Source organism: Rhodoferax sp. (genome assembly GCF_028688795.1).
Lineage (GTDB): Bacteria > Pseudomonadota > Gammaproteobacteria > Burkholderiales > Burkholderiaceae_C > Rhodoferax.
On the sequence record NZ_JAQTXM010000003.1, the window covers coordinates 178,958 to 190,977 of the forward strand.

Below are 12,020 nucleotides of genomic sequence, written 5' to 3' on the forward strand. Positions count from 1 at the left end.
TTTTATATGAGAAATTGGCCTCTAGCCCTTATATATCAAGCGTAAGTAGCTATGAATTTAATAATAAATGTCGGTCGACCCAAGACCGTGGCGGTGGTCGATTACGGCATGGGCAACCTGCGTTCGGTGTCGCAAGCGGTGCAGGCAGCTGCAGCAGGCACCGGCTTTGAGGTGGTCATCACCCAAGACCCCGAGGTGGTGCGTGCTTCTGAGCGCGTTGTGCTGCCCGGCCAAGGCGCCATGCCCGACTGCATGCGCGAGTTGCGCGAGTCTGGCCTGCAAGCCTCGGTGCTCGAAGCCGCAGCCAGAAAGCCGCTGTTCGGTGTGTGCGTGGGCATGCAAATGCTGCTGGACCACAGCGCCGAGGGCAACACCGCTGGCCTGGGGCTGATCCACGGCGAGGTCATCAAGTTTGAGTTGGCCGGCCGCTTGCAAGAAGACGGCAGCCGCTTCAAGGTGCCGCAAATGGGCTGGAACCAAGTTTGGCGCGCCAACCATGGTGGCCCACCTCACCCGGTTTGGGGTGACGTGCCCGATGGCAGCTACTTCTACTTTGTGCACAGCTTCTATGCCAAACCGTCGGATGCGCGCCACAGCGTGGGGGAAACCGATTACGGCCAGCGCTTCTCAAGTGCCATTGCACGTGATAATATTTTTGCCACGCAATTCCACCCAGAAAAAAGTTCTGACCACGGTCTGAGCCTTTACCGCAACTTCCTCCACTGGAATCCCTGACTCTGCTGTTCTTCCCGATGTGCACCGCCGTCGCTCCATCGCCTTTTTTGCAAACACCGCTCGCCTGTTGCCGAGTGGGCTGTGTCGTTTGTTTGTGACTATTTTCCTTCCCGGTTTTATTACCTCCAGCCCTGAGCATCATGCTTTTAATTCCTGCAATCGATCTTAAAGACGGCCATTGCGTGCGCCTGCAACAAGGTGACATGACCCTTTCCACCACCTTCAGCGAAGAGCCCTCCGTGATGGCGCGCAGTTGGGTAGACAAAGGCGCGCGGCGCGTGCACCTGGTGGATTTGAACGGCGCCTTTGCCGGCCAGCCAAAAAACGAGGCGGCCATCCGCAAAATTCTCAAGAGCATTGGCAGCGAGGTGGATGTGCAGTTGGGTGGTGGCATTCGTGACCTCGACACCATCGAGCGTTACCTGGACGCCGGCTTGCGTTACGTCATCATTGGCACCGCAGCTGTCAAAAACCCCGGCTTTTTGCAAGATGCCTGCACCGCATTTGGCGGCCACATCATCGTTGGCCTGGACGCCAAAGACGGCAAGGTGGCCACCGATGGCTGGAGCAAGCTGACCCGCCATGACGTGGTTGACCTGGGCAAAAAGTTTGAAGACTATGGCGTGGAATCCATCATCTACACCGACATTGGCCGCGACGGCATGCTCAGCGGCATCAACGTCGAAGCCACTGTGCGCCTGGCGCAAGCCCTGACCATTCCCGTGATTGCCTCCGGTGGCCTGTCCAACATGGCCGACATCGAAGCGCTGTGCGCCGTGGAAATGGAAGGCGTTCAAGGCGTCATCTGCGGCCGTGCCATCTACAGCGGCGACCTCGATTTTGAAGCTGCGCAGGCGCGGGCTGATGAGTTGAACGGCTGATGCTCGCCAAACGCATCATCCCCTGCCTTGACGTCACCGGTGGCCGTGTCGTCAAAGGCGTCAACTTTGTTGAGTTGCGCGATGCCGGTGACCCGGTGGAAATTGCCGCGCGCTACAACGAGCAGGGCGCCGACGAGCTCACTTTTTTGGACATCACCGCCACCAGCGATGGGCGCGATCTGATTCTGCACATCATCGAGGCCGTGGCTTCTCAGGTGTTCATTCCGCTCACTGTGGGCGGTGGTGTGCGCACGGTGGATGACGTGCGACGCCTGCTCAATGCCGGGGCGGATAAAACCAGTTTCAACTCGGCGGCATTGGCCAACCCGCAGGTGATTCGAGAGGTGTCGGGTAAATATGGCGCTCAGTGCATCGTGGTGGCGATTGATGCCAAACGGCGCAGTGCTGCAGACACCTTGCGTCTGGATGCCCATGGCCAAACGGTGGGGGAGGGCTGGGATGTATACAGCCATGGCGGGCGCAAAAACACCGGTTTGGACGCGCTGGCCTGGGCCTGCCAGATGGCTGACTTTGGCGCTGGCGAGATTCTACTCACCAGCATGGACCGTGACGGCACCAAGGCCGGGTTCGATCTGGAACTCACCCGAGCCGTGAGCGACGCCGTGAGTGTTCCGGTGATTGCCTCCGGCGGCGTAGGCACCCTGGACCATCTGGTCGACGGCATTCAGCTGGGCCATGCCGATGCCGTGCTGGCCGCCAGCATCTTCCACTATGGCGAATTCACCGTGGCGCAGGCCAAGGCGCGCATGGCTGAACGCGGCGTTCCGGTGAGAATCTAAAAAAGCGACCCCAAGGGCCACGGCGACCAGTCGGGTGCTGGCTCTGGGGTTCGTATCTATATTGCTTTTTAAGCCTCTAGCCCTTATGGATAAAGCGCTAGAAGCTACATTATTTATAGTAACCAACATGAACGCATATTTGCCAATGAACTGGTTAGACACCCTTAAATGGGACGCGCAAGGCCTGATTCCGGCGATTGCGCAAGAGCAGGGCTCAAACGACGTCCTCATGATGGCGTGGATGAACCGTGAGGCGCTGCAAAAAACGGCCGAGTTGGGTCGGGCTGTGTATTTCAGCCGCTCACGCAACAAGCTTTGGTTCAAGGGTGAAGAATCCGGCCACGTGCAAACCGTGCACGAAATTCGTGTGGACTGCGACCAGGACGTGATTTTGCTCAAGGTCACGCAAACCGGCCACACGCCGGGACTGGCTTGTCACACCGGTCGGCACAGCTGTTTTTACAGTGTGTATGACAATGGCACATGGAAAGTTGTTGACCCGGTCCTGAAAGACCCGCAAACCATTTACAAAACCTGATGCCCTCTGAAAAAAATTCTGCTGATTCCCTGGCTGCTCTGGCGGCGGTGATTGCGTCCCGCTTGCCTGCCCGCGGTGGTGACCCCGAGGCCAGCTACGTGGCGCGCCTGCTGCACAAAGGCCCTGACGCCTTTCTGAAAAAAATTGGCGAAGAGGCCACCGAAGTGGTGATGGCCGCCAAAGACGCGGACCACGGTGGTGACCCGAAAAAGATCGTTTATGAAGTCGCTGACCTGTGGTTTCACAGCATGATTGCGCTGGCGCATTACGGACTGAGCCCGGCAGACGTGTTGGCCGAACTGGAGCGCCGCGAGGGCACCAGTGGCTTGCAGGAAAAAGCGCAGCGCAAACAGGGCGCCGATCCAAGTCCATCTGAAGGGGAGTCGGCATGACCCAAGATTTCACCACCGGCCCTAAAGCACCGGGCGAAGGCCATGCGACTGAGGCCCCGCGTGAGCTAGACATTCAAACCCTCAACGGCTTGAACGCCTGGGGCACCGTCAGTTACATCTTGCATTTGATCGTGGCAGTAGGGGCGTTGATTCCGGGTGGCCAGTTTGGCCCGCTGCTGCTGGTCATTGCGCTGGTGATTGACTTGGTGAAACGCGACGAGGCGGTTGGTACTTGGCACGCGTCACATTTCAAGTGGCGCATTCGCACCGTCCTCATCGCGGCGCTGCTTTATGCGGTGACCGCGCCTTTGTGGCTGTTATTTTTGTTGCCCGGCTGGTTCGCCTGGCTGGCGATTTCAGTCTGGTTTTTGTACCGCATCGTGTCTGGCATGGTGCGCATGAACAAAGGTTTGCCGATGGAGATGGCCGCATGATTGAGCACATTGTTGAAAGCGATCCGGATTGCCTGTTTTGCAAGATCATTGCCGGAAAAATCCCGTCGAAGCTGGTCTATCAAGACGACGAGTTGTATGCGTTTCATGACATTCACCCGTGGGCGCCGGTGCATTTTTTGATCATTCCCAAGCTGCACATTCCTTCTATGGCGCTGCTGACAGATGAGCACGCGGGGTTGATGGGGCGCATGATGGTGATGATCCCCAAGCTGGCCCTGCAGGAGGGCTGCAATCCTTACCCAGAGGGCGGTTTTCGCACCTTGTGCAACACTGGGGTTGAAGGTGGGCAAGAGGTACACCATTTGCATTTGCATGTGATGGGTGGACCGCGTCCCTGGCTGCGGGGTTAATTCTCGCTTGGGCGGCGGCACAGGCCTGTCTGCCGCATAAAATTCAACTTATTCGTTAGGAGAACATAAATGGGTTCATTTTCAATTTGGCACTGGTTGATCGTTCTGTTGATCGTCATCATGGTGTTTGGCACCAAAAAGCTCAAAAACCTTGGTGGTGATCTCGGCGGTGCGGTCAAGGGCTTTAAAGAAGGCATGAAAGAAGGCGGCACAACGCCTGAAGACAAACCCGAAGCAGCTTCGCAGGTGGCCAACGCCGCTACGGCCGACAAAACCACGATCGACGTGGAAGCCAAGCAAAAGTCCTGATGACGGGCGGTTGCTCAGGGTGGCTGTTGTTGCAGGTGTTGCATGATTGATCTGGGCATCTCCAAGCTGGCCATGATTGGTGCTGTCGCGCTGATCGTCATTGGCCCGGAAAAATTGCCGCGCGTGGCACGCACGGTCGGCACCCTGATAGGCAAGGCGCAACGCTATGTGTCTGACGTCAAGGCTGAAGTCAATCGTTCGATGGCGCTCGATGAGCTCAAGAAGATGAAAGACTCGGTCGAGAGCGCCGCCAAAGACGTGAGCCAGTCGATTCAGACCACTTCCGCAGATTTCGAGAAATCATGGGCAGAAGCCACCAGCACGGCCTCTGAAGGCATTTCGGACTACCGTCCGTCATCGTCTGACGCGGCCCCAGAATACCGTCACCCGAAGAAAAACTGGCGCCTTAAACAAGGTGCCACGCCCAACTGGTACAAAGCCCGGGCAGGTGTGCGCACCAGGGCCTTGTCAGGTGCTGCCCGCGTGGCGCGCTTTCGGCCAACCAAATTCAATTGATGTCAGATTCCCCCAAAAAAGACGACGAGCTGGCCGGTACCGAGCAGCCGTTTGTGGCCCACCTTGTTGAATTGCGCGACCGCCTGGTCAAGGCGGTGCTGGCCATCGCCGTGGTGGCCATTGGGCTGGGCATTTATCCGGGGCCAGGAGCGTTGTACGATTTGATGGCCGCGCCACTGGTGGCGCATTTGCCCGCCGGCGCGACGTTGATCGCCACTTCGGTGATTTCGCCCTTCATGGTGCCGCTCAAAGTGTTGTTGATGGCGTCCTTCATGATCGCCTTGCCCGTGGTGCTTTACCAGTTGTGGGCGTTTGTGGCGCCCGGGCTGTATTCGCATGAGAAAAAGCTCGTGATGCCACTGGTGGTGTCGAGCACGGTGCTATTTTTCACCGGCGTTGCCTTTTGTTATTTCTTTGTTTTTGGGCGGGTGTTTGCCTTCATCCAGAGCTTTGCCCCCAAGAGCATCACCGCGTCGCCTGACATCGAGGCCTATCTGGGTTTTGTGCTGTCGATGTTTTTGGCCTTTGGCATGGCCTTTGAGGTGCCGGTCGTGGTGGTGGTGTTGGCCCGAATGAACATTTTCAGCATCGAAAAGCTCAAGGAATTCCGTGGTTATTTTGTGGTGCTGGCCTTCATCATTGCCGCCATCGTGACGCCGCCTGACGTGGTGTCGCAGCTTGCGCTGGCGATTCCCATGGTTGCTTTGTATGAGGTCGGTATCTGGGCGGCACAGATATTCATCAAGCACACTAAGGCACCGGAAGATACCGCTGAAACCAGCGAAAGTTCAAGCTAAATCAGCCTGTAGCCCCCGTGAAGCAAGCGCGGGGCGCTATCAAAATAACAAACAATAGAATTACTGGGCCGGTTGACGTGGTTTTGGCCGCACACCCGGTGTCACCTGCAGTTTGGTTTTGCCATCTGCCCGCTGCACGTCAAACGGTGTGACTGTGCCAGGCTTGAGCGATGCCACTTGGGTCAGCAACTCGGCCACGTTGTGGACATCATGGCCTGCCACGCCGGTGACCACATCGCCCGGTTTCATGCCTGCTAGCGCGGCCGGGCCGTTTTGTAAGACACCGGTGATGATCACGCCCTGTTCTGCGGCTACGCCAAAGGTTTGCGCCAGCTCAGGTGTGAGTTCGCTCGGCTCCACCCCGATCCAGCCACGCGTGACGCGACCATCTTTCACAATGCCTTCCAGCACCAGTTTTGCGGTGGACACCGGGATGGCAAAGCCAATGCCCATGCTGCCACCCGAGCGAGAATAAATGGCGGTGTTGATGCCCAGCAGATTGCCGTTGGTGTCAACCAATGCGCCACCCGAGTTGCCCGGGTTGATGGCGGCATCGGTCTGGATGAAGTTCTCAAAGGTGTTGATGCCCAGCTGGTTGCGCCCCAGGGCACTCACGATGCCGCTGGTCACGGTTTGGCCCACGCCAAATGGGTTGCCAATGGCCAGCACCTGGTCGCCCACTTGCAGGCTGTCGGAGTTGCCCAGCACGATGACGGGCAAGCGATCCAACTCAATCTTCAGCACGGCCAAGTCCGCATCCGGGTCGGTGCCTATGACCTTGGCACGGGCATGGCGGCTGTCATTGAGGATCACCTCGATTTCATCGGCGTTTTCCACCACATGGTTGTTGGTCAGGATGTAACCGTCAGGGCTGACAATCACGCCACTGCCCAAGCCCACCTGGGGTTGGTTTTGCTGTTCGCCAAAAAAGAACTTGAACCAGGGATCATCCCCGTGCGGGCCTTGCCGGGCGTTTTTGCTGGTGTTGATGCTGACCACCGCCAGTGATGACTTTTGCGCCGCCAGCCTGAAGCTGCCGGGTGGCACCATACCCGGTGTGGCAGCGGGTGCTTCAATTACCGCCACCATGCCAGAGCGGACGACCTTCATGTCCAGCCAGCCAGGTTTGAGCGTGCCGACAACAAAATACGCTGCCAACAAGACAGTGACCGACTGAGAAAACAACAACCAGAAACGTTTCATGGACAATGCCAAAAATTGGCCTATTTAGGTGGAAGAAACTGCGCGTTGAGCGTTAAATTGTAGGTCTCTGATCAATAAATCAATGCCCAAGTTCACAGTCACCCTTCATGTTGAGCGTGAAGCGCCCCTCAAACCCCCCTTGGGTGCGCCGTGTAATGGCTGCGGCGTGTGCTGTTTGATGGAGCCTTGTCCCTTGGGTGTGCTGCTCTCTGGGCGGCGCAGCGGGGCCTGCCTGGCCTTGCGCTGGCAGGCTGACAGCCGGCAGTACCGTTGTGGCGCCATTACTTCTGCGCCAGAGGTGTTACGTGCGCGTATGCCGGTTTTATTGCATGGAGCCGTGCCAGCGCTGGCTTGGCTGCTGGCGCGATTGGCGCGGCGCTGGGTGGCTGCCGGTGTGGGTTGTGATTGTGATGTGTCAAGACCTGAGCGTGCGCCTGACTCCCAAGCTTTCGGGGCGTGACCCGCTATCCCCTTGATCCCTCTTAGCATTGACTGACGCCACTTGAGAGCCCCCTGATGACCCAAAGAACTGACCTGCTGGCTGCGTTTGACACATTGCTGCAGCCCGAGCGTTTTCGAGATTTCGGCCCCAATGGCTTGCAAGTGGAGGGCTGTGCCACGGTGCAAAAGATTGTCTCCGGCGTCACCGCCAGCCGCGCCTTGATTGAGGCAGCAATTGCGGCCAACGCCGGCGCCATTTTTGTCCACCACGGCCTGTTCTGGCGAGGGCAAGATGGCCGAGTCACCGGCTGGATGAAGCAGCGCCTGGCCCTATTGCTGGCGCATGACATCAACCTGTTTGCCTACCATTTGCCGTTGGACGCCCACCCTGAGCTGGGTAACAACGCCCAGCTGGGGCTTCAGTTGGGTCTGATCGTGCAATCGCGCTTTGGCGAGCAAGACCTCGGTTGCTTGGGGGAACGCATCGACGGGACTGCGTTTGATGGCGCGCAGCTTTTGGCTGACCATGTGGCATTTGTATTAAATAGGCCTGTATCCCTTGTAAATAATGCGCAAAAAGCTATTAAAAAGATAGCATGGTGCAGTGGTGGTGCGCAGACCTATTTTGAGGCTGCCATTGCCGCAGGGGCTGACGCCTTCATCACCGGCGAACTATCAGAGCCGCAGGCGCACATTGCCCGCGAATGTGGTGTGGCCTACATTGCCTGCGGCCACCATGCCAGTGAGCGTTATGGCGCGCCAGCCGCAGCCGCCCACGTGGCCGCCCAATTCGGGCTGGCACACGAATTCATAGACATTGACAACCCCGCCTGACATGACTGCATCTACAAACCCGCAAGCGTTGCCTATTGCCATCACCATGGGCGATGCCGCAGGCATTGGCCCGGAGATCATCGCCAAGGCGTTCAGAGACTCACCCGCTGACACCAAGGGCTGTTTCGTGGTGGGCGACGTTGCGACGCTGCGCCGCGCCGCGGCCGTGGTTGCCGGTCACGGGGTGCCGCTACCGGTGGCGGTGTTGAACCATGCGGAAGAGGCGTTGCACTGCCCGCCGCAGTGCATCCCCTTGCTGCCGATCGACTTGGTTGTGCCAGCAGACGCCGAGCCCGTACCGTTTGGCCAGTTGAGTGCGCGCGCCGGCCAAATCGCAGGTGACTGTGTGGTGTGGGCCGCCAACGCAGCGCTGCGTGGCGAGGTGGCTGCCCTGGTAACGGCCCCTTTGAACAAGGCGGCACTCTCAATGGCTGGCGATTGGCTGGCCAGTTTTCCTGGCCATACCGAACTTTTGCAGGCGCTGGCAGCGTCGCACAGCCACACATCGGTGGCGCAACTGCCGGTGCGCATGATGCTGGCCAATGACGAGTTACGCGTGGTGCTTGTCAGTATCCATGTGTCTCTGCGCGACGCGTTGGCTGCCGTCACTTTCGACAACGTGTTGCAAACCTTGCTGATCACGCATCATGCGTTGCAAGCTGTTTTGGGGCGCGCGCCAAAAATCGGCGTGGCTGGCTTGAATCCCCATGCAGGCGAGGGTGGCTTGTTTGGGCGAGAAGAGCTTGAGGTGATCTTGCCAGCCGTTGTTGCAGCGCGAGTTCAAGGCGTAATGGCCAGTGACCCGTTGGCGCCCGACACCGTGTTCATGCGGGCACGAGCCAAGGGCAGTCAGCCGGGTGAGTTTGACGTGGTGTTGGCGATGTACCACGACCAGGGCTTGATTCCTGTCAAATACCTGGGCGTAGATAAAGGAGTGAATGTGACGCTGGGTTTGCCTTTGACACGCACCAGCCCGGATCACGGCACTGCGTTTGACATTGCCGGCAAGGGCATCGCCGATGCGTCCAGTCTGGTCGCCGCGATACGCATGGCGCGGCAACTTTGTGCTGCCAAAGTTTTGTTGTGAAATACGCTTCTAGCCCTTACTTAGTAAGCGTACATTGCTATTGAAATTATTTTTTCAGGCTGTCGCGAATTTCACGCAGTAACAACACATCTTCAGCCGGTGCAGTTGGCGCAGCGGGTGGGGGTGTCGGGGCTTCCTTTTTCAGGCGGTTGATTTGTTTGACCATGATGAAGATGATGAAAGCCAATATGGCAAAGTTAACGGCCACCGTGATGAAGTTGCCATAGGCAAACACAGGTACACCGGCTTTTTTCAAGGCATCCAGTGTTCTGGCAGTGCCTTCGGGGGCTTGAGCCAGCGCGACAAACAGACTGGAAAAATCCAGCTTGCCAAAAATGGCACCCACAATGGGCATGATCAGGTCGCTCACCACCGAGTCAACTATCTTGCCAAATGCGCCACCAATGATCACGCCTACGGCGAGATCCATCACATTGCCCTTGACGGCAAACTCCTTGAATTCAGTCATCATGCTCATGGCTCGTTCGCTCCTTTAAGTCGAAATATTAAGAGGATGTAAGTATGGCGTCATATGTGGGCTTTGCCCGCCTATTGTTGGCATCGCGCGTCGGTTTGTATGACTTTTGTGACAAAGTGCCTCAGCTACAATCCAAGGCTAAAACCTGTAGTGGACTTTATCATTGAGGAATCTCATGAGTGAAACTCTCGCCGAAAGCGGCTCTATCGACTCCAGTAAACGAACTTGGCTGATCGCATCAGGATGCGCCGGTGCAGCTGGTGGGCTTGCCGCGGCAGTCCCGTTTGTCAGTTCATTTCAACCTTCCGAGCGTGCCAAGGCCGCTGGCGCCGCGGTGGAGGCCGATATTTCGGCGCTTAAGCCCGGCGAAAAAATGACGGTGGAGTGGCGCGGCAAACCCGTCTGGATCGTGCGCCGCACGCCCGAGATGCTTGCTGCCTTGCCAAAACTCGACAGTCAATTGGTTGACCCCAATTCAACGCGCAAGCCAAATGATCAGGCACCTGCTTATGCGCGTAACGCCACGCGCTCGATCAAACCTGAATATTCAGTGCTGGTGGGCATCTGCACGCACTTGGGCTGTTCGCCGTCTGACAAGTTCACTTCGGGTCCTCAGCCATCACTGCCTGACGATTGGCAGGGTGGTTTTTTCTGTCCTTGTCATGGCTCCACCTTCGATTTGGCCGGCCGTGTCTACAAAAACAAGCCGGCGCCAGACAACCTCGAAGTGCCGCCGCACATGTACCTCTCGGACACCAAGCTGCTCATTGGTGACGATAAAAAAGCCTAAGGATCAATAACATGGCTACTTTTCACGAAATCTCCCCCAATGCGTCGGCCGGCGAAAAAGCCTTGAACTGGGTTGATAACCGTTTTCCGCTCTCAAAGCTCTTCAAAGAGCACATGAGCGAGTACTACGCGCCCAAAAACTTTAACCTCTGGTACATCTTCGGCTCGCTGTCGTTGTTGGTGTTGGTGATTCAAATCGTCACCGGCATTTTCCTGGTGATGCATTACAAGCCTGATGCCGCCCTGGCGTTTGCTTCCGTGGAATACATCATGCGCGATGTGCCTTGGGGATGGCTGATTCGCTACATGCACTCCACTGGCGCTTCGGCCTTCTTTGTGGTGGTTTACCTGCACATGTTCCGCGGTTTGATGTACGGCAGCTATCGCAAGCCACGCGAACTCATCTGGCTGTTTGGTTGTGGCATCTTTTTGGCTTTGATGGCTGAAGCTTTCATGGGCTACCTGTTGCCTTGGGGTCAAATGAGCTACTGGGGCGCTCAAGTGATCGTCAACTTGTTCTCGGCGATCCCCTTCATCGGTCCTGACCTGGCGCTGTTGATTCGTGGTGACTTCGTGGTGGGTGATGCCACCTTGAACCGCTTCTTCAGTTTTCACGTGATTGCGGTGCCCTTGGTGTTGTTGGGTTTGGTGGTGGCTCACATCATTGCGTTGCATGAGGTGGGTTCCAACAACCCGGATGGCATCGAGATCAAGGCAACCAAAGACGCCAATGGCATTCCGCTGGACGGCATCCCCTTTCACCCTTACTACTCAGTGCATGACGTTTTCGCTGTCAGTGCGTTCTTGTTTGTGTTTTCTGCCATTGTGTTCTTTGCCCCTGAAATGGGTGGCTATTTCCTGGAATACAACAACTTCATACCGGCCAATCCGTTCCAGACGCCTTTGCACATTGCACCGGTCTGGTACTTCACGCCGTTCTACACTTTGCTGCGTGCTGTGACTGCCGAGATGATGTATGTCTTGATGGCCTGTGTGGTGGGTGGTGCTGTGCTGGCGGTTGTCAAAATCAAGATGCCTGCGCTGTTCAAAGGCTTGATCGTGGGCGGGGCCGTGGTGGTCGTTGCCATGATGATGGCCATTGACGCGAAATTCTGGGGTGTGGTGGCCATGGGTGGTGGTGTTGTGATTCTGTTCTTTTTGCCCTGGTTGGATAACAGCAAGGTCAAGTCCATTCGCTATCGCCCAACTTGGCACAAGTACCTTTATGGCGCCTTCGTGATTAATTTTTTCGTGATTGGTTACCTGGGGACCCAACCAGTGTCTGATATTGCCAATCGTATTTCCCAGTTTGGCACCTTGTTTTATTTTGGCTTTTTCATCCTGATGCCTTGGTGGAGTCGTCTGGGTACGTTCAAACAAGTGCCTAGTCGTGTCAATTTCACGGCGCATTGAAC

The 12,020-nt window shown here is 56.9% G+C and carries 17 protein-coding genes; 15 read left to right on the top strand and 2 right to left on the bottom strand.

The annotated features are described in order from the left end of the window. Nucleotides 1-51: 51 nt before the first annotated feature. From hisH to tatC, 10 genes are all read left to right on the top strand, one after another. The gene (hisH, locus tag PHQ58_RS03770; protein ID WP_300107106.1) at nucleotides 52-735 is read left to right on the top strand and encodes an imidazole glycerol phosphate synthase subunit HisH; all 684 of its coding nucleotides are present in this window, start codon (nucleotides 52-54) and stop codon (nucleotides 733-735) included. A 140-nt stretch (nucleotides 736-875) separates the two neighbouring features. After that, nucleotides 876-1,616: a 1-(5-phosphoribosyl)-5-[(5-phosphoribosylamino)methylideneamino]imidazole-4-carboxamide isomerase gene (gene hisA / locus PHQ58_RS03775; RefSeq protein WP_300107109.1), complete on the top strand. Its 741-nt coding sequence runs from the start codon at nucleotides 876-878 to the stop codon at nucleotides 1,614-1,616. Further along, nucleotides 1,616-2,416, top strand: a complete 801-nt coding sequence (gene hisF, locus PHQ58_RS03780) for an imidazole glycerol phosphate synthase subunit HisF (protein ID WP_300107112.1) — start codon at nucleotides 1,616-1,618, stop codon at nucleotides 2,414-2,416. Before hisA ends, hisF begins: the two co-directional genes overlap by 1 nt. 145 nt (nucleotides 2,417-2,561) lie before the next feature. Next, nucleotides 2,562-2,954, top strand: coding sequence for a phosphoribosyl-AMP cyclohydrolase (hisI, locus tag PHQ58_RS03785; RefSeq protein ID WP_300107289.1), 393 nt, complete (start codon nucleotides 2,562-2,564; stop codon nucleotides 2,952-2,954). After that, nucleotides 2,954-3,346 carry a phosphoribosyl-ATP diphosphatase gene (locus PHQ58_RS03790; protein WP_300107114.1) on the top strand — a complete coding sequence of 131 codons (393 nt, stop codon included), beginning with the start codon at nucleotides 2,954-2,956 and terminating at the stop codon, nucleotides 3,344-3,346. Before hisI ends, PHQ58_RS03790 begins: the two co-directional genes overlap by 1 nt. Continuing rightward, entirely contained in the window at nucleotides 3,343-3,780 is a 438-nt protein-coding gene (locus PHQ58_RS03795) for a hypothetical protein (protein ID WP_300107117.1), read from the top strand. Before PHQ58_RS03790 ends, PHQ58_RS03795 begins: the two co-directional genes overlap by 4 nt. After that, the gene (locus PHQ58_RS03800; protein ID WP_300107120.1) at nucleotides 3,777-4,151 is read left to right on the top strand and encodes a histidine triad nucleotide-binding protein; all 375 of its coding nucleotides are present in this window, start codon (nucleotides 3,777-3,779) and stop codon (nucleotides 4,149-4,151) included. Before PHQ58_RS03795 ends, PHQ58_RS03800 begins: the two co-directional genes overlap by 4 nt. Nucleotides 4,152-4,220: 69 nt before the next feature. After that, a complete protein-coding gene (gene tatA, locus PHQ58_RS03805) occupies nucleotides 4,221-4,460 on the top strand; it encodes a Sec-independent protein translocase subunit TatA (protein ID WP_300107123.1) in 240 nt (79 codons plus the stop codon). A 42-nt stretch (nucleotides 4,461-4,502) separates the two neighbouring features. After that, entirely contained in the window at nucleotides 4,503-4,976 is a 474-nt protein-coding gene (gene tatB, locus PHQ58_RS03810; protein WP_300107126.1) for a Sec-independent protein translocase protein TatB, read from the top strand. After that, nucleotides 4,976-5,773, top strand: a complete 798-nt coding sequence (gene tatC, locus PHQ58_RS03815; RefSeq protein WP_300107129.1) for a twin-arginine translocase subunit TatC — start codon at nucleotides 4,976-4,978, stop codon at nucleotides 5,771-5,773. The genes tatB and tatC overlap by 1 nt, the downstream gene beginning before the upstream one ends. 60 nt (nucleotides 5,774-5,833) lie before the next feature. On the opposite strand, the gene PHQ58_RS03820 is transcribed toward tatC, so the two are convergent. Then, nucleotides 5,834-6,976, bottom strand: coding sequence for a trypsin-like peptidase domain-containing protein (locus tag PHQ58_RS03820; protein ID WP_300107131.1), 1,143 nt, complete (start codon nucleotides 6,974-6,976; stop codon nucleotides 5,834-5,836). A gap of 82 nt (nucleotides 6,977-7,058) precedes the next feature. Between PHQ58_RS03820 and PHQ58_RS03825 the strand changes: the two genes are divergently transcribed. From PHQ58_RS03825 to pdxA, 3 genes are read left to right on the top strand one after another with little or no spacing between them, the layout of a single operon-like run. Then, the gene (locus PHQ58_RS03825) at nucleotides 7,059-7,436 is read left to right on the top strand and encodes a hypothetical protein (RefSeq protein ID WP_300107134.1); all 378 of its coding nucleotides are present in this window, start codon (nucleotides 7,059-7,061) and stop codon (nucleotides 7,434-7,436) included. Between the two features lie 53 nt (nucleotides 7,437-7,489). Then, nucleotides 7,490-8,251 carry a Nif3-like dinuclear metal center hexameric protein gene (locus PHQ58_RS03830; RefSeq protein WP_300107292.1) on the top strand — a complete coding sequence of 254 codons (762 nt, stop codon included), beginning with the start codon at nucleotides 7,490-7,492 and terminating at the stop codon, nucleotides 8,249-8,251. Between the two features lies 1 nt (nucleotide 8,252). After that, entirely contained in the window at nucleotides 8,253-9,338 is a 1,086-nt protein-coding gene (gene pdxA / locus PHQ58_RS03835; RefSeq protein ID WP_300107137.1) for a 4-hydroxythreonine-4-phosphate dehydrogenase PdxA, read from the top strand. Nucleotides 9,339-9,384: 46 nt separating this feature from the next. Here the strand turns inward: pdxA and mscL are convergent, their stop codons facing one another. Next, entirely contained in the window at nucleotides 9,385-9,816 is a 432-nt protein-coding gene (gene mscL / locus PHQ58_RS03840) for a large conductance mechanosensitive channel protein MscL (RefSeq protein WP_300107139.1), read from the bottom strand. A gap of 175 nt (nucleotides 9,817-9,991) precedes the next feature. Between mscL and petA the strand changes: the two genes are divergently transcribed. Together petA and PHQ58_RS03850 are read left to right on the top strand one after the other, a co-directional pair. Further along, nucleotides 9,992-10,606 carry a ubiquinol-cytochrome c reductase iron-sulfur subunit gene (petA, locus tag PHQ58_RS03845; RefSeq protein ID WP_300107142.1) on the top strand — a complete coding sequence of 205 codons (615 nt, stop codon included), beginning with the start codon at nucleotides 9,992-9,994 and terminating at the stop codon, nucleotides 10,604-10,606. 11 nt (nucleotides 10,607-10,617) lie between these two features. After that, nucleotides 10,618-12,018: a cytochrome bc complex cytochrome b subunit gene (locus PHQ58_RS03850; protein WP_300107145.1), complete on the top strand. Its 1,401-nt coding sequence runs from the start codon at nucleotides 10,618-10,620 to the stop codon at nucleotides 12,016-12,018. Nucleotides 12,019-12,020: the final 2 nt, after the last annotated feature.

What these genes read in the sequence shown, in the direction of transcription:
- hisH (WP_300107106.1), top strand. Translation starts at nt 52, where the DNA reads ATGAATTTAATAATAAATGTCGGTCGACCCAAGACCGTGGCGGTGGTC.
- hisA (WP_300107109.1), top strand. Translation starts at nt 876, where the DNA reads ATGCTTTTAATTCCTGCAATCGATCTTAAAGACGGCCATTGCGTGCGC.
- hisF (WP_300107112.1), top strand. Translation starts at nt 1,616, where the DNA reads ATGCTCGCCAAACGCATCATCCCCTGCCTTGACGTCACCGGTGGCCGT.
- hisI (WP_300107289.1), top strand. Translation starts at nt 2,562, where the DNA reads ATGAACTGGTTAGACACCCTTAAATGGGACGCGCAAGGCCTGATTCCG.
- PHQ58_RS03790 (WP_300107114.1), top strand. Translation starts at nt 2,954, where the DNA reads ATGCCCTCTGAAAAAAATTCTGCTGATTCCCTGGCTGCTCTGGCGGCG.
- PHQ58_RS03795 (WP_300107117.1), top strand. Translation starts at nt 3,343, where the DNA reads ATGACCCAAGATTTCACCACCGGCCCTAAAGCACCGGGCGAAGGCCAT.
- PHQ58_RS03800 (WP_300107120.1), top strand. Translation starts at nt 3,777, where the DNA reads ATGATTGAGCACATTGTTGAAAGCGATCCGGATTGCCTGTTTTGCAAG.
- tatA (WP_300107123.1), top strand. Translation starts at nt 4,221, where the DNA reads ATGGGTTCATTTTCAATTTGGCACTGGTTGATCGTTCTGTTGATCGTC.
- tatB (WP_300107126.1), top strand. Translation starts at nt 4,503, where the DNA reads ATGATTGATCTGGGCATCTCCAAGCTGGCCATGATTGGTGCTGTCGCG.
- tatC (WP_300107129.1), top strand. Translation starts at nt 4,976, where the DNA reads ATGTCAGATTCCCCCAAAAAAGACGACGAGCTGGCCGGTACCGAGCAG.
- PHQ58_RS03820 (WP_300107131.1), bottom strand. Translation starts at nt 6,976, where the DNA reads ATGAAACGTTTCTGGTTGTTGTTTTCTCAGTCGGTCACTGTCTTGTTG.
- PHQ58_RS03825 (WP_300107134.1), top strand. Translation starts at nt 7,059, where the DNA reads ATGCCCAAGTTCACAGTCACCCTTCATGTTGAGCGTGAAGCGCCCCTC.
- pdxA (WP_300107137.1), top strand. Translation starts at nt 8,253, where the DNA reads ATGACTGCATCTACAAACCCGCAAGCGTTGCCTATTGCCATCACCATG.
- mscL (WP_300107139.1), bottom strand. Translation starts at nt 9,816, where the DNA reads ATGAGCATGATGACTGAATTCAAGGAGTTTGCCGTCAAGGGCAATGTG.
- petA (WP_300107142.1), top strand. Translation starts at nt 9,992, where the DNA reads ATGAGTGAAACTCTCGCCGAAAGCGGCTCTATCGACTCCAGTAAACGA.
- PHQ58_RS03850 (WP_300107145.1), top strand. Translation starts at nt 10,618, where the DNA reads ATGGCTACTTTTCACGAAATCTCCCCCAATGCGTCGGCCGGCGAAAAA.